This window comes from Xanthobacter sp. YC-JY1 (genome assembly GCF_021730305.1).
Classification (GTDB): Bacteria; Pseudomonadota; Alphaproteobacteria; order Rhizobiales; family Xanthobacteraceae; genus Xanthobacter; species Xanthobacter flavus.
In genome coordinates this window covers 1,905,937-1,921,044 of the sequence record NZ_CP032674.1, presented here as the reverse complement: position 1 = coordinate 1,921,044, position 15,108 = coordinate 1,905,937, and the positions used below count along the sequence as shown (strand labels likewise).

At 68.3% G+C, this 15,108-nt stretch carries 17 protein-coding genes; 12 read left to right on the top strand and 5 right to left on the bottom strand.

The window, feature by feature from the left end; all coding sequences use genetic code 11:
• The first annotated feature begins 409 nt into the window (after nucleotides 1–409).
• From D7006_RS09000 to lpxK, 8 genes are all read left to right on the top strand, one after another.
• Nucleotides 410–1,195, top strand: a complete 786-nt coding sequence (locus tag D7006_RS09000) for a bifunctional 2-polyprenyl-6-hydroxyphenol methylase/3-demethylubiquinol 3-O-methyltransferase UbiG (protein ID WP_237356341.1) — start codon at nucleotides 410–412, stop codon at nucleotides 1,193–1,195.
• A gap of 345 nt (nucleotides 1,196–1,540) precedes the next feature.
• Complete coding sequence (locus tag D7006_RS08995; RefSeq protein ID WP_169121284.1) at nucleotides 1,541–2,023, top strand: hypothetical protein; 483 nt, start codon at nucleotides 1,541–1,543, stop codon at nucleotides 2,021–2,023.
• Between the two features lie 121 nt (nucleotides 2,024–2,144).
• Nucleotides 2,145–2,999, top strand: coding sequence for a 4-hydroxybenzoate octaprenyltransferase (ubiA, locus tag D7006_RS08990; protein ID WP_229643585.1), 855 nt, complete (start codon nucleotides 2,145–2,147; stop codon nucleotides 2,997–2,999).
• 85 nt (nucleotides 3,000–3,084) lie between these two features.
• On the top strand, nucleotides 3,085–3,936 hold the full coding sequence (locus D7006_RS08985) for a 3'(2'),5'-bisphosphate nucleotidase CysQ (RefSeq protein ID WP_237356340.1): 852 nt from the start codon (nucleotides 3,085–3,087) through the stop codon (nucleotides 3,934–3,936).
• Nucleotides 3,933–4,178, top strand: a complete 246-nt coding sequence (locus tag D7006_RS08980; RefSeq protein WP_237356339.1) for a DUF4170 domain-containing protein — start codon at nucleotides 3,933–3,935, stop codon at nucleotides 4,176–4,178. Before D7006_RS08985 ends, D7006_RS08980 begins: the two co-directional genes overlap by 4 nt.
• A gap of 59 nt (nucleotides 4,179–4,237) precedes the next feature.
• On the top strand, nucleotides 4,238–4,936 hold the full coding sequence (locus D7006_RS08975) for a lysophospholipid acyltransferase family protein (protein ID WP_169121288.1): 699 nt from the start codon (nucleotides 4,238–4,240) through the stop codon (nucleotides 4,934–4,936).
• 10 nt (nucleotides 4,937–4,946) lie between these two features.
• Nucleotides 4,947–6,242: a 3-deoxy-D-manno-octulosonic acid transferase gene (locus D7006_RS08970; protein ID WP_169121289.1), complete on the top strand. Its 1,296-nt coding sequence runs from the start codon at nucleotides 4,947–4,949 to the stop codon at nucleotides 6,240–6,242.
• Nucleotides 6,243–6,244: 2 nt separating this feature from the next.
• On the top strand, nucleotides 6,245–7,258 hold the full coding sequence (gene lpxK, locus D7006_RS08965) for a tetraacyldisaccharide 4'-kinase (protein WP_371745110.1): 1,014 nt from the start codon (nucleotides 6,245–6,247) through the stop codon (nucleotides 7,256–7,258).
• Between the two features lie 12 nt (nucleotides 7,259–7,270).
• Here lpxK and D7006_RS08960 read toward each other — a convergent pair whose 3' ends face one another.
• Complete coding sequence (locus tag D7006_RS08960; RefSeq protein ID WP_229645785.1) at nucleotides 7,271–7,642, bottom strand: DUF423 domain-containing protein; 372 nt, start codon at nucleotides 7,640–7,642, stop codon at nucleotides 7,271–7,273.
• A gap of 310 nt (nucleotides 7,643–7,952) precedes the next feature.
• Between D7006_RS08960 and acs the strand changes: the two genes are divergently transcribed.
• Nucleotides 7,953–9,905, top strand: coding sequence for an acetate--CoA ligase (gene acs / locus D7006_RS08955; RefSeq protein ID WP_237356337.1), 1,953 nt, complete (start codon nucleotides 7,953–7,955; stop codon nucleotides 9,903–9,905).
• 279 nt (nucleotides 9,906–10,184) lie between these two features.
• Here the strand turns inward: acs and D7006_RS08950 are convergent, their stop codons facing one another.
• The 3 genes from D7006_RS08950 to D7006_RS08940 all read right to left on the bottom strand — a co-directional run bounded on the left by D7006_RS08950 (nucleotide 10,185) and on the right by D7006_RS08940 (nucleotide 11,503).
• Complete coding sequence (locus D7006_RS08950; protein WP_229645783.1) at nucleotides 10,185–10,457, bottom strand: hypothetical protein; 273 nt, start codon at nucleotides 10,455–10,457, stop codon at nucleotides 10,185–10,187.
• A gap of 105 nt (nucleotides 10,458–10,562) precedes the next feature.
• A complete protein-coding gene (locus D7006_RS08945; protein ID WP_309298285.1) occupies nucleotides 10,563–10,970 on the bottom strand; it encodes a TIGR02301 family protein in 408 nt (135 codons plus the stop codon).
• Between the two features lie 68 nt (nucleotides 10,971–11,038).
• Nucleotides 11,039–11,503, bottom strand: coding sequence for an NUDIX hydrolase (locus D7006_RS08940; protein ID WP_229645781.1), 465 nt, complete (start codon nucleotides 11,501–11,503; stop codon nucleotides 11,039–11,041).
• Nucleotides 11,504–11,693: 190 nt separating this feature from the next.
• Between D7006_RS08940 and D7006_RS08935 the strand changes: the two genes are divergently transcribed.
• From D7006_RS08935 to D7006_RS08925, 3 genes are all read left to right on the top strand, one after another.
• The gene (locus D7006_RS08935; RefSeq protein WP_237356884.1) at nucleotides 11,694–12,257 is read left to right on the top strand and encodes an HD family hydrolase; all 564 of its coding nucleotides are present in this window, start codon (nucleotides 11,694–11,696) and stop codon (nucleotides 12,255–12,257) included.
• On the top strand, nucleotides 12,254–12,760 hold the full coding sequence (locus D7006_RS08930) for a tyrosine phosphatase family protein (RefSeq protein ID WP_237356335.1): 507 nt from the start codon (nucleotides 12,254–12,256) through the stop codon (nucleotides 12,758–12,760). The genes D7006_RS08935 and D7006_RS08930 overlap by 4 nt, the downstream gene beginning before the upstream one ends.
• A gap of 223 nt (nucleotides 12,761–12,983) precedes the next feature.
• On the top strand, nucleotides 12,984–14,165 hold the full coding sequence (locus tag D7006_RS08925; RefSeq protein WP_237356334.1) for an MFS transporter: 1,182 nt from the start codon (nucleotides 12,984–12,986) through the stop codon (nucleotides 14,163–14,165).
• Nucleotides 14,166–14,172: 7 nt separating this feature from the next.
• Here D7006_RS08925 and D7006_RS08920 read toward each other — a convergent pair whose 3' ends face one another.
• Nucleotides 14,173–15,108, bottom strand: coding sequence for a methyltransferase domain-containing protein (locus D7006_RS08920; protein ID WP_237356333.1), 936 nt, complete (start codon nucleotides 15,106–15,108; stop codon nucleotides 14,173–14,175).

Sequence of the window (15,108 nt, the reverse complement as noted above, 5' to 3'; positions counted from 1 at the left end):
CCGGCTCGCTCCCGAATTCCGTGCCGGCGCCCCGGCTCAGAAACGACGAAGGGGCCCGAAGGCCCCTCGTCACGCGCCACCTCGTTCGTCACGGCCTTCAGGCCGGACGGAAAGTGGCGCACCACCCTACGAGAAGAATAACGATCTTGCGCATGTCGGCGCCGTCCCTTTCAAAAGTTGCGCGAAATTACCGACGCCCGAGCGCGCCGTCAAGCGGCAACCACCGGAAGCGGAGGCCCAGCCGGCCCGGAGAGGAGCTGACCCATAATTACCACCACAAAGCGGAACAGGCTACCTAACTTCACCCAATAGATTCCGACATAGGGATATACGACTGACGATTAGATACCGCCCCGCGCTCATCCACATTATGCTGGAAAAAACAACGAACGAGTAAGGGAGGCGTCCGATGCAAGAATGGCAAACGCGTCTATACAATGCGTACGTATCGAGCAACCAAGGCGGCCATGATGCATCTATTGGATATTCCGTACGCGGCCCGCACATAAACTCATTCATCAGTCGCCATATTCCGGCGGATCGTAAAATAAAAATACTCGATGTCGGATGCGGCGCCGGAGACGTCATCTACTGGCTGAAACAGGCGAACTATAAAAACATATCGGGTTTCGACATCTCTCCCGAAATGATCGACCTGGCACACAGCCGAGGCGTACCAGAAGCATATCTAAGTGATATCAATCAAGCTCTTTCAAACACACAATCCAACAGCCTTGATGTCGTAATTTGCTTCGACATCTTCGAGCATTTATCAAAATGTGAATTATTCCAGATATCAGATGAGATATTCCGCATACTGAAGCCGAACGGAATTATCTTCATACACACACCAAATGCATCCGGCATTTTCGGAAATAGCATCCGCTATGGCGACGTTACACATGAAATTTCATTCACAGCCACATCGATGCGACAGCTTTTGCGCACCGTAGGCTTCGAAAAAGTCTCGTCGTTCGAGGACAAACCCATTCCCCACGGGCTAAAAAGCACCGTCCGAGCCATCATCTGGGCGGTCGGCACGCTAGGCTTTCGCTTACTTTACGCTGCAGAAACCGGGAAATTCAATTATATCGCGAGCCAGAACTTCCTGACCTCCGCAACCAAGCCAGCACAAAGCCTCTCTTCGCAATTTGAGGTTCAGACCGACCTAACCGCCCCCTCGAAGCCCCACTGACCGCCGCGTCCCAGCTGGACCGTGTTTCCGCGGCCGATCTCGAAAAGGCGCCTTGGGGGAACGCGCCGCGGAGTGTGGAGGACGCCCCCTCTCCGCAGCCGCGCTCCCACAACCGCATCTGCGCAGCCCTGTCGTGCATCCTTAGAAAATTGTTACCTGCGCGAGCCCCCCTGTCAGGCCCCGGCGAGAGGGGCGACACGGAAAGGGGGTATCCAGCGCCGACGCACTCCGTTAGGGAATGCGTGATAGCTTTCTGCGGCTTCCGCCGTGATATTGCCCAAAGTTGGGGGTCTGTATATCAAACCTGCGGTCCCGAGGGATCCCGATGAGGAGGGGCTCTGCCTCATGAAGAAGTTCACGCTCGCGATTTCGGCCACTCTGGTCGCGACTGCGCTGTCCGCCGGCGCCGCTCTGGCGGATTGCCAGAGCGATGTCGCGTCGGTGCGCGGTGAACTGGAACAGAAGGGCAAGGCCCTGCAGGCGGTGGTGAACAAGAAGGAAAAGGATCCGCAGGTGCTCTGCCCCGCGTTTCGCGCCTTCGCCGCCGCCGAGCAGAAGTGGGTGAAGTTCCTCGCCGACAACAAGGACTGGTGCCAGATCCCGCAGCAGGCGATCGATCAGGCCAACGCCTCCAGCAAGAAGACCGTCGACATCCGCAACCGGGTCTGCGAAGCCGCCGCCAACGGCGCGACCGGCGTTGGCGGCCCCAACAAGCCCCCGCCGCAGGGCTCCATGTCCAGCGCGCTCGGTATCACCACCGGCTACAGCATCGATTCCGGCAAGAACACTGGCGTCTTCGGCACCCTCAACGGCAACGCGCTGAAGTGAGGTCGCCGGATTGAGTGCCCGCGAAGGGGCTGCCGCCCCACCGATCGCTGATGCCCCCCGTGGTAACTGGGTGGAGCGCCTGGCCCCGAGCCCGGTGCGTCCGTACCTGCGACTCGCGCGGATGGACCGTCCGATCGGTTCGTGGCTCCTGCTTCTGCCCTGCTGGTGGTCCACGGCGCTCGCCGCCATCGCCAATGACGACCCCTATCCCTCGCCCAAGCTGCTGGTGCTGTTCGCCATCGGCGCCGTCGCCATGCGCGGGGCGGGATGCACCTGGAACGACATCCTCGACCGCAAGATCGACCGGCAGGTGGCGCGCACCCGCGGCCGCCCCATCGCATCCGGGCAGGTGAGCGTTCCCGCGGCCTTTGCTTTCCTCGTGTTTCAGGCCCTCGTCGGCCTCGCGGTCCTGCTCTCGCTGCCGCATTTCGCCATCGTCACCGGCATCGCCTCCCTCGGCGTGGTGGCCGTCTACCCGCTGATGAAGCGCGTCACCTCGGTGCCGCAGCTCATTCTCGGCATCGCCTTCTCCTGGGGCGCGCTCATGGGCTGGGCGAGCGTGATGCGCACCATCGCTGATCCCGCTTTGCTGCTATTCGCCGGCTCGGTGCTCTGGGTGTTCGCCTACGACACCATCTATGCCCATCAGGACAAGGAGGACGACGCCATCGTCGGCGTGCGCTCCACCGCGCTCCTGTTCGGGCGCAGCACCGGCCTAGCCGTGTCGCTGTGCTACGCGCTGGTGGTGTTCCTGTTCGCGGCGGCGCTCATGTCGGTGCCGGTGGGGCCGTTCGCCTATCTCGGCCTGATCGGCTTCGCCATTCACCTGTGGATGCAGGTGCGCCGGCTCGACATCGACAATCCCGAGCTTTGCCTCGCCGTCTTCAAGTCGAATCGCGATGCCGGCCTGATCCTGTTCGTGGGCCTCGCCCTCGACACCCTCCTGCCCAACACCATCCTGCCTCTCCTGCCGTAACGACACCCTTCGGGGTGGTCCGATTGACGCGGTGCAGCATGAGGTGGCTTGCCTCGCGGCGCCTGCGCCCCTATTTGGCAGGGCAATGAGCACCGAACCGACGCGCGCCGGCGGCGGGGATCATCCCCGGTCCGCCATCGATGATGCCTTCGCCCGCCGTATGGTCGATACGGTGGCCGAGGCCGGCGAGATGGCGCGTAGCATGTTCGCGGCCGGCGTGAAGACCTGGACCAAGGGCAACGATTCCCCGGTCACCGAGGCCGACATGGCGGTGGACGCCTTCCTGCGGCAGCACCTGACGGCGCTTGATCCCGCCGCCGGCTGGCTCTCCGAGGAATCGGCCGACACGCCCGCGCGCCTCTCCGCCCAGCGCTTGTGGGTGGTGGACCCCATCGACGGCACCCGCGCCTTCATGGCGGCCGGCAGCGACTGGGCAGTGTCCGTGGCGCTGGTGGTGGAGGGACGGCCGGTGGCCGCCGCCTTGTTCGCCCCGGTCACAGACGAGATGTTCACCGCCATGGCCGGCGCCGGCGCCTTCCGCAACGGCCACCCCCTCGCCATCGACGCCCGCGCGCGGCTAGAAGGCGCCCGGGTCGCCGGCCCGCCGGCCGATCTCGACCGCATCGCCCGCGCCGCCCGCATCGAGCGCCTGCCGCGCATCCGCTCTTTGGCGCTGCGCCTCGCGCGGGTCGCCACCGGCGAGATCGATGTCGCCCTCGCCGGCGGCAATTCCAATGACTGGGATCTGGCCGCCGCCGATCTCGTGGTGAGCGAGGCGCAGGGCCGCCTCACCGGCCACGACGGCATGGCGCTGCGCTACAATGCGCCGGTTCCCAGCCACGCCCCCCTCGTCTGCGCCGGCGCACCCTTGCACCAGGCCGCACTTGAGGCGATGGGCGCACCCGTTTCTTTCAAAGCCGCATTGGATACGCCATGACTGAGACGAAGAAGCAGTTGCCCCACCTGGTTTTCGGCGGGGAGCTCACCGCGATCGACAGCTCCGAGTTCAAGGATCTGACCAAGCTCGACATCGTCGGCATTTATCCCGACTATGCCAGCGCGACGGCGGCCTGGAAGGCAAAGGCGCAGCAGACGGTGGACAACGCCATGATGCGCTACTTCGTGGTACACCTCCACCGCCTCCTCGATCCGGAAACCGGCAAGGTTCAGGGCGGGTGAAGTTCGGGTTCCTCGTCCCGCACCAGATGCGGGACGCAACAACAGTGGGCAAACCATAGATGTGGCGGCGACTGAGGACAAACCGCGCCTTCAAGGTGGCAGCGGGAACGACGTTTGCGTCCTATTTCAAGCTGGTGGCGCATACGACCGATTTCGTCGTCGAACCGCCCGACGTCTTCGAGGCCATCGACGAGCACCTGCCGGTGATCGTCACCTTCTGGCACGGCCAGCATTTCCTCACGCCGTTCGCCATGAAGCCCCACCACAAGGCCAAGGTGCTGATCTCCCGCCATGCGGATGCGGAGATCAACGCCATCGCCGCCGAGAAGCTCGGCGTCGGAACCATTCGCGGCTCCGGCGCCACCTCCAAGCGCGACTTCCACCGCAAGGGGGCGGTCTCCGCCACCTATCAGATGCTGGATACCCTTGCGGAAGGCATCAACGTGGCGATGACCGCCGACGTGCCCAAGATCGCCCGCAAGGTCGGCATGGGCGTCGTTACCATTGCACGCTACTCGGGACGCCCTATCATCCCGGTCGCCATGGCGACCCGTAATCGCATCACCCTGAAGAGCTGGGACCGCGCGAGCCTGAACCTGCCGTTCGGGAAGGGCGCGGCCGTCGCTGGCGCGCCGATCTGGGTCGACCGCGACGTGGACGAGGCCGGCCTCATCGCCGCCCGTGACCAGGTGCAGGCCAGCCTTGAGGACGTCACCCGCCGGGCCGAGGCGCTGGCCGCGCGGACGTCGCGTCGATGAAGGCGCGGGCATGAAGGGGCGCAAGCTGCCTCTCACCCTCCGGGCCTACCGGCGGGCGAGTTCCGTGGCGGCGCTGCTGGCGCCGGCGTGGCTCTCCTATCGCGTCCGCAAGGGCAAGGAAGATCCGGCGCGCCTGTCCGAGCGGCGCGGCTATGCCAGCACCGAGCGCCCCCCGGGCCCGCTGGTGTGGGTGCATGGCGCCAGCGTCGGCGAGGTCATCTCCGTCCTGCCGCTGATCGAGCGGCTGAGCCAGCGCGGCTTCCGCGTGCTGCTCACCTCCGGCACGCTCACCTCCAGCCGCGTGGCCGAACGGCGGGCGCCCCCCGGCGTCATCCATCAGTTCGTGCCGCTGGACGCCCGCTCCTTCGTCGCCCGCTTCCTCGACCACTGGTCGCCGGACCTCGTGCTGCTCGCCGAATCCGAGCTGTGGCCGAACCTGCTCGCGGAGCTGGGCCGGCGCGGCACGCCCGTCGTGCTGGTCAACGGCCGGCTGTCCGAGCGCTCCGCCAACCGCTGGAAGAAGCTGCCCAAGAGCGCGCGGGCGCTGCTCTCCCGCGTGGACCTGTGCCTCGCCCAGAGCGAGGAGGACGGCGCGCGCTTCCGGGCGCTGGGCACGCCGCGGGTGGAAGTCTGCGGCAATTTGAAATTCGACGTGCCGCCCCCCTCCGCCGACCCGGCGGAGCTCCAGCGGCTCGACAAGGCGCTCGGCAAGCGGCCGATCCTGCTCGCCGCCTCCACCCATGAGGGCGAGGAGGCGCTGATCCTGGAAGCGCACGAGATCCTGACCTCCAAGATCCCGGAGCTGGTCACCGTCATCGCCCCCCGCCATCCCGAGCGCGGGCTGGATGTGGCGGCGCTCGCCCAGGCGGCGGACCTCGCCACCCGTCAGCGCAGCCTCGGCGAGTTGCCGGACCGCGAGACCGACATCTACATCGCCGACACCATCGGCGAGCTGGGCCTGTTCTATCGCATGGCACCGGTGGTCTTCATGGGCGGCTCGCTGGTGGAGCATGGCGGGCAGAACCCCATCGAGCCGGCGAAGCTCGGCGCGGTGGTGCTGCACGGCCCCCATGTGTGGAACTTCGCCAACATCTACGAGCGGCTCGATGCGGATGAGGGCGCGGCGGAGGTCACCGACGCGCTGGGCATCGCCCGCGCCGCCTATGCCCTCATCAAGGACCCGCAGCTGCATGGCGAGATGGCGGATGCGGCCCACGCGGCGGTGACGTCGCTGGGCGGCGCGCTGGACCGCACGCTGGTCGCCATCGAACCCTATCTCGTCCACATCCGCCTGCAGGCCCGCTGATGCTGCACGCGCCCGCCTTCTGGTGGCGCGACCGGCCGGGCCTAGCCGCCGCCCTGCTTTCGCCTATCGCCGCCATCATCGGCGGCGTGGCCCTGCGCCGGCTGGGGCAGGCCGGCGGCATGGTGGACGTGCCGGTGATCTGCATCGGCAATCCCACGGTGGGCGGCGCGGGCAAGACCCCCACCGCCATCGCCCTCATCGAGCGGCTCAAGGCGCGCGGCGCGCAGCCCTTCGCGCTGCTGCGCGGCCATGGCGGCGAGGCGAAGGCGCCCCTGCGGGTCGATCCTGCCCACCACACCGCCTCCGAAGTGGGCGACGAGGCCCTGCTGCTCGCCCGCCATGCCCCGACCATCGTCGCCGGCGGCGACCGGCTGGGCGGAGCGCAACTGGCAGTGAAGGCCGGCGCGACCCATGTGGTGATGGACGACGGCTTCCAGAATCCCTCCCTGCACAAGGACTGCACGCTGCTGGTGATCGACGGGGGCGTCGGCGTCGGAAATGGCTGCGTCACGCCATCCGGCCCCCTGCGTGCGCCGCTCGCCCCGCAACTGGCCAAGGCGGACGCGGTGCTGGTGATCGGCGATGGCGCCCCCGGCGCGGTGGTGGCCGGTGCGGCCCGCGCGGCAGACCTGCCCGTGCTCAGCGGGTACCTCGCGCCCGAGGCGTCCGCCATCGCGGCGCTGCGCGGCAGGCCGCTCGTGGCCTTCGCCGGCATCGGGCGACCGGAGAAGTTCTTCGCCACGCTGGAGGCGGAAGGGCTCAATTTGGTCGGGCGCCACGCCTTTCCGGACCATCACCCCTATCGCCCCGAGGAGATGGCCCATCTCGCGGGCGAGGCCCGGCGCCTCGGCGCGCGGCTGGTGACGACGCAGAAGGACTTCGTGCGACTGGGCCCGGAATTCACCGTCACCGCCAACATCGCCCAGCTGCCGGTCAGCCTCATGCTGGGTGGGGGCGATCGTCTCGACACCCTGATCGGCTGGGCGGAGGCCCGCGTCGCCGCCCGCAGGTTGTGACGCCGAACCGGCTCAGTGCCGCCGGGCGAGAAGCGCGGTCGCGGCCACCATCAGCCAGCCGAGGATCATGAGGCTGCCGCCAAATGGCGCACTGCCGCCCAGGAGCTTGACGTCCATCAAGGCCCTCGCGGCGAGATCGCCCGAAAAGAGGAGCGTGCCGAGCGCGATGGTGCTCGCCCCCACCTTCAGCAGCACGCCGCCGCGCGTGAGTTGGAGGGCAAGAGCGACCAGCGCCGCCAAAGTCGCGGCGTTGAACAGCAGGAAGTGCGACGCGGTTTCGAGGTTGGTGCCCCCGCCCACATGGGCCGCAGCAGCCGCGGACGCGACACCGGCCGCACCGAAAAGGCCGGCAAGAAGGACGAGAAGACGGGTCCAGAGGTCCATCGGGTGTATCCTGTCGGGCGTTTTCTGCGGCGCATCGCGGGCGGTTGTCTATACGCCCCGCGGGCCGATCGCGGGAGCCGCGCCGGCTGCGGCATCGCGCGCGGCCTTGGCGGTGCGCCGGTGTGGATCCATGCGAGGCCGAACGGGGGAGCGCACCCCGGAGACCAACCAAGGGCTATGAGCCCAAAGTCTTGACCGGCGGTGCCTTGTGAAGCGTCGAGGCGCTCAGCATAATCCGCCCCAACCAAGGCGGGTACCGCCGTGAATGATGGACAGCGGACGAAGCGGTCCGCGCGAGGGAGGCAGAAGAATGTCCGACAAGGTCTATGACGTTCCGTCCCAGTGGGCCCAGAAAGCCTATGTGGACGACGCGCACTACCAGTCCATGTATGCCGCCTCGGTCAACGACCCGAACGCCTTCTGGGGCGAGCACGGCAAGCGGATCGACTGGTTCACGCCCTACACGAAGGTGAAGAACACTTCGTATGATCCGGGCCACGTCTCCATCAAGTGGTTCGAGGACGGCGTGACCAACGTCGCCTACAACTGCGTGGACCGGCACCTCGAGACCCGCGGCGACCAGGTGGCCATCATCTGGGAGGGCGACAGCCCCGACGAGAGCCGCAAGATCACCTATCGCGAGCTTTCCTCCGAGGTGAACAAGCTCGCCAACATCCTGCGCAACCGCGGCGTGGAGAAGGGTGATCGTGTCACCATTTACCTGCCGATGATCCCCGAGGCGGCGTTCGCCATGCTCGCCTGCGCGCGGCTCGGCGCCATTCACTCCATCGTGTTCGGCGGCTTTTCGCCGGACAGCCTCGGCGGGCGCATCGCCGACTGCGGCTCCAAGGTCGTCATCACCGCCGACGAGGGCCTGCGCGGCGGCCGCAAGGTGCCGCTGAAGGCCAATGTGGACGCGGCGGTGAACCAGATCGACGGCGGCGTGGACCACGTGATCGTGGTGCGCCGCACCGGCGGCAAGGTGGACATGACCCCCGGCCGCGACGTCTATTACGACGAAGCCGCCGCCATGGTGACGGACGAATGCCCGGCCGAGCCGATGAATGCGGAAGATCCGCTGTTCATCCTCTACACCTCCGGCTCCACCGGCAAGCCGAAGGGCGTGCTGCACACCACCGGCGGCTATCTCGTCTATGCGTCCATGACGCATCAGTACGTGTTCGACTATCACCCCGGCGACATCTACTGGTGCACCGCTGACGTGGGCTGGGTCACGGGCCACTCCTACATCGTCTATGGCCCGCTCGCGAACGGCGCCACCACGCTGATGTTCGAGGGCATCCCGAACTATCCGAGCGTGTCCCGCTTCTGGGACGTGATCGACAAGCACCAGGTGTCGATCTTCTACACCGCCCCCACCGCCATCCGCTCGCTGATGCAGGCGGGCGAGGAGCCGGTCAAGCGCACCTCGCGCGCCTCCCTCCGCCTGCTCGGCTCGGTGGGCGAGCCCATCAATCCGGAAGCCTGGGAGTGGTATTACCACGTGGTCGGCGAGGGCCGTTGCCCCATCGTCGATACCTGGTGGCAGACCGAGACCGGCGGCATCCTCATCACCCCGCTGCCCGGCGCCACCAAGCTCAAGCCCGGCTCGGCCACCCGTCCCTTCTTCGGCGTCCAGCCGGAAGTGGTGGATGCGGCGGGCGCGGTGCAGGAGGGCGCCTGCGAGGGCAACCTCGTGATCGCCGACTCGTGGCCGGGCCAGATGCGCACGGTTTATGGCGACCATGAGCGCTTCGAGCAGACCTACTTCTCCACCTATCCCGGCAAGTACTTCACCGGCGACGGCTGCCGCCGCGACGCGGACGGCTTCTACTGGATCACCGGCCGCGTGGACGACGTCATCAACGTCTCCGGCCACCGCATGGGCACGGCGGAGGTGGAAAGCGCCCTCGTCGCCCATCCGAAGGTGTCCGAGGCCGCCGTGGTCGGCTTCCCGCACGACATCAAGGGCCAGGGCATCTATGCCTATGTCACCCTGATGGACGGCGTGGAGCCCACCGAGGAGCTGCGCAAGGAACTGGTGGCTTGGGTGCGCCGGGAGATCGGCCCCATCGCCTCGCCCGACCTCATCCAGTTCGCGCCGGGCCTGCCCAAGACCCGCTCGGGCAAGATCATGCGCCGCATCCTGCGCAAGATCGCGGAAGACCAGTTCGAGAGCCTCGGCGACACCTCGACGCTGGCCGATCCCGGCGTGGTGGAAGACCTCATCAGCAACCGCCAGAACAAGCGCGACGCGGCCTGAGGACACTTCCTCTATGCTGTCATGCCCCGGCTTGTCCGGGGCATCCACCCCGCCGACGGACCGGCATCGACATCAATGATCCGGCCCGGCCGCTCCGTGGATCCACCGGACAAGCCGGGGGATGACGGCGGTGAAAGCGAAACCAAGACCAAGCCGGCGCCCTTCGGGGCGCCGGTTTTCTTTTGAGCCGGCGCACAAGAAAAACCGGACGTTCGCGAGAACGCCCGGCGGGAGGAATGCGACGAAGAGAAAAGCGACGAGGGGGGCTCGTCGCAGCGCTCAGTGCGAGCGGCTGACCACGGTGTATTCGCCGGCGGCGACGCGCTCGGCGACGCGCGCGACATATTCGGAGCTGGCGGCCTCGCCATAGGTGGCGACGAGGCTGCGCAGGGCGGTGAAGAGCGCGGCCTGCACCAGGCAGTCCTCGTCCAGCCCTTCGCGCACGGCCTCGACCCACGCATCGTTCAGATAGGTCAGGGCGGCGTGACGGTCATCGGCGGCCATGTCCGAGATTTCGGGCAGGTCGATGACGGGGTTGGTCAAGGTGGACACGATGGGCTGCCTCCGCGCCGCAGAACCGAACGGCGCACCGGATATCTAGCACTTCACGCTGGGGGATTCAGGCGAGTTCTGACCAAAAGGTTAACACAGAAGGGGTCAATTCCCCCCATACCGCACCACGATTTCGTGAGTGAGCCGCCCGCCCTCGTCGAGCTGGCGATCCACCGCCACGCGCGCGGCCGGCGTGCAGCTGCGATAGACCTCGGCATAGCTGGAATAGCCGCGGTTGAAGCTGGCGATAATCTTGGCGCGGCGGGCATCCGAGGGCTGCTCGGTGTCGATGAGCGCCTGCATCTCGTTGCGCCAGCGCTGCGCCTCGGCGGTGACGCCGCACAGGGGCCGCAGGTAATGCAGGGCGCCGAGAATCTCCGCGAGCCGCATCAGGTCGCCGTCATAGGGCGGCGCGGCGCCTTCCGTCGGCCCGGCGGCGCGGGACGATGCGGGGCCGGCGAGCACGAGGCCGCAGGCGAGAAGAAGGGCGAGGAGACGAGAGGGCGCGCGCATCAGCATGGTTCCGCCGCCACTCCTGCGGCGCCCGCCGTCCGCGGTCAAGGGGGCGGCGAACCCGCGGCTCACATCTCGCCCATCAGGAGCGCGGCCTTGGCCACCACCTCGGCAAGCCCCTCGGTGGTGGTGAGGCCGGCGACCTCGTTGGGCCGGAACCAGCCCACCTCCGCCGCCTCTTCGCCCGGCATGGGCTCCCCGCCGCGCCAGCGGGCGGCATGGGCGAGCACCACGAAATGGGCCTTCAGCTCCCCCTCGCGGTTGCGGACGATGATGTCCCGGGCGGCGGCGAGGCCGACGATCTCGGCCTCGACCCCCACCTCTTCCATCAATTCACGCATGGCGGCCTCGGCCACCGTCTCGCCCGGCTCCACCCGTCCGCCCGGCAGGCTCCACAGCCCGGCGCCGGGATTGGCGGCGCGGCGGGCGAGCAGCACGAGGGGGCCGCGGAACACGGCGGCGCTGGCGGCAAGCGTCGGGCGCACCTCCACCCGCGGGGGAACGGCCGTTTCGCTCTCATGGGTATCGGACATGAAGGGTCTCGGGCGAGGCTAGGCAGCCGGAGCCGTGACGGGCGGCTTGTGAGGTTTCGGCCGGAGCTTACCTTTCCCCGATCCGAGGAGCACGCGATTCGTGACTGAGCCTGACGTCCCCGCCAAACCTATTGCCAAACCCGTTGCAAAGACCGCCCCCCGCCGCGCCGCGCCGCGCGCATGGCAGCGCATGCTCTCCGGCCGCCGGCTCGATCTGCTCGACCCCTCCCCCCTCGACGTGGAGATCGAGGACATCGCCCACGGCCTCGCCCGCGTGGCGCGCTGGAACGGCCAGACCTCCGGCGCCAACATCTTCTCGGTGGCGCAGCATTCCCTGCTGGTCGAGAAAATTTCCCGCCGCACCCATCCGGATCTCGACGCCCGCTGGCGCCTGTGCGTGCTGCTGCACGACGCACCGGAATACGTCATCGGCGACATGATCTCCCCCTTCAAGGCGGTGCTGGGCGGCGACTACAAGGCGGTGGAGGCGCGCCTCCTCAGTGCCATCTGCGTGCGTTTCTCGCTGCCGGTGGGCTGGCCCGATCAACTTTTGAAGATCGTCAAGGCGGCGGACCGCGCCTCGGCCTATTTCGAGTCAACGCGGCTGGCGGGATTCGCGGAGGAAGAGGCCAAGGCCTTTTTCGGCCGCCCGGCCCGCCTCGACGCTGGGGTGGAAAAGGATTATCTCACCCCCTGGGAGGCGGAAACGGCGAAAGCCCGTTTCCTCAAGAGATTCGAGGAGCTTGCGCCATGATCCATGTCTGCTCCCTCGCCAAGCTGCACGAAACGGTGGAACAGACCGGCGCGCGGCATGTCATCACCCTCATCAATGGCGGCACGGTGCTGACCCGGCCGAGCAACGTCGACCCCACCAACCACCTCTTCCTCGGCATCAACGACATCGCGGAGGAGATCGAGGGCCTGGTTGCCCCGGGCGAGGCCCACATGCTCGAGCTGTTCGAGTTCGTGCGCGCCTGGCCGCGGCAGACGCCGCTGGTGATCCATTGCTATGCCGGCATCTCGCGCTCCACGGCGGCGGCCTATGCCACGCTCTGCGCGCTGCTGCCGGATCGCGACGAGATGGAGCTGGCCCAGCGCCTGCGCCATGCCTCGCCCACCGCGACGCCCAACCCGCGCATCGTCTCCCTCGCCGATGCGGCGCTGAAGCGGGAGGGACGGATGGTTGCCGCCATTCACTCTATCGGCCGCGGCGCCGACGCCTTCGAGGGCGAGCCCTTCTCCCTGCCGGTGGCCTGAGGGGAGCGGTCGGCGTCCCCGGGGACGGGGTTTCGCGCGGGATTTCAGGTCTGCACCGGGCGCGTGGCCCGGAGAGCGGCTGCGCGCGGGCGCAACTCGCCTGCCTTGCGGGCGTGGGCTATGTTGCGCCGCAACTCATCCCCGAAAGACCGGGCATCGGGCACCCTGCCTGCCTCCCCACGCTCTGTCGCCCTGCCCCGGCCGCCCCGGCCAGAGACCATTCATGTCTGCTTCTGCCCCGAGCCCGAACCAGCTGGGCTTCGCCCGCATCTTCGCCATGGCCGCCGCCGCCGGGATCGCCGTGGCGAACATCTATTACAACCAGCCCATGCTGGCGGTGATGGAGGCGGACCTGCCTGGCCCGCTTACGCCGCTGGTGCCCACCGTGACGCAGCTCGGCTATGCCGCGGGCCTGTTCCTGCTGGTGCCCCTGGCCGACCAGATGGAGCGGCGGCGGCTCATCGTGGTGCATTTCGTCGCCGTGGCCGCGGCCGCCGCCCTCTCTGCTCTGGCGCAGGGCGCGCTGGCGCTGCTCGCCGCGTCTCTCCTGCTCGGCCTCGGCTCCACGGTGGCGCAGCAGATCGTGCCCTTCGCCGCCCATCTGGCGCCGCCGGAGAAACGCGGGGCGACGGTGGGCACCGTGCTGTCCGGCATTCTTGCCGGCATCCTGCTCAGCCGAACCCTGGCCGGCTTCGTCGCCGCCCATGCGGGCTGGCGCGCCATGTTCTGGCTGGCGGTGCCCATGGCGCTCGCGGCAGCCGCGCTCATGGCGGCCATGCTCCCGCGCAGCAAGCCGGAAGGCACGCTGAGCTATGGCAGCCTGATGGCCTCGCTCTTCGGATTGTGGAAGGAGTTCCCGACGTTGCGGCGGGCGGCGATCACGCAGGCGCTGATCTTCGCCTCTTTCATCGCCTTCTGGACCATCCTCGCCTTCCGGCTGGAGGGGCCGCCCTTCGGCCTCGGTGCGGAGGCGGCGGGCCTGTTCGGCATCCTCGGGCTGGTGGGTGTGCTCGCGGCGCCCCTGTTCGGCCGCTTCACCGACCGGCGGGGACCGTCCAGCGTGGTGGTGCTCGGCACCGTGCTGGCGCTCGCCGCGTGGCTGTTCTTCTCGCTGTGGCCGCAACTGGCCGGCCTGGGCGTCGGCGTGGTGCTGATCGACCTCGGCATCCAGAGTGCGCTGGTGGGCAACCAGCACCGCATCTTCGCGCTCAGGCCCGCCGCCCGCGCCCGCCTCAACACCATCCTGGTGGGCACCATGTTCCTCGGCGGCGCCTTCGGCTCGGCCGTGGCCACCATGGCATGGGTGTGGGGCGGCTGGGCCGCCGTCTGCGCCACCGGCCTCAGCCTGTGCGTGGCGGCGCTCGCCATCACCCTGCTGTCGGGACGGAACGCCGCCAGAGGCTGAAGCGGCCTCAGTCGGCCGCCAGCACGCCCACGAGGCCCGGCACCGGCACGCTTTTTTCCGAGCGGGTGGAGGCCCGCTCCAGCAGGACGACGGCGAGCCCCACATGCTGCGCCAGCGCGCGGACATATTGCTCGGCGTGGGCATAGCGCAGCGTCTCGCGCAGCAGCACGCCTTCGCCCTCATGGGTCTCCAGCGTGAAGGCGAAGAGGCCCCCCGGGGCCAGCGCGGCGCGGGCGGCGTGGAAGATGGGGGCGAGATCGCCCACATAGCAGAGCGCATCGGCGGCGATGACCAGATCGAGGCCGCCGGCCGGCATCGCCCCCAGCGCCGCGCCCATCTCGCCAGCTTCGAGGGCGGCATAGAGGCCGAGGGCCCGCGCCTTCTCCAGCATGGCGGGGGAGAGGTCCACCCCGTCGAGCCGCTCGACCAGCGGCGCGAACAGCACGCCGGCGAGGCCCGTGCCGCAGCCGAGATCCAGCGCCGCGCCGAAGCGCAGCTCCCGGCCGAGGGCATCGCAGCCGGCCCGCACCGCTTCCAGCAGCAGCTCGGGGCCGCGATAGGCGAGCTTCTCGCGCAAAGCGGTGTCGAAGCGGTCGGCATATTGATCGAACAGGGTGCGCACATAGGCCGCCGACATGACGCCTTCCGCCCCTTCCGGCGCCCCGCCGAGCCTCGCGCGGCGCAGCCCTGCGCCCAGCCGGTCGGCGGGATCGAGCGCCAGCGCCCGGCCATAGGCCTCCCGCGCGGCCTCGCCTTCGCCCTGCCCTTCCCGCGCCTCGCCGAGCAGGAACCAGGCGGCGGCGAAATTCGGCGCCGCCTCTACCGTCTCGGCCAGAAGCTCGGCGGCGGCGGCGAAATCGGCTTCGGCCAGGAAGGCGCGCGCCCAGTCGAGCCGTCGGTCGAGGACGGGATCGCCGGAGGTGTCGAAGGCAGCAGCGGACAA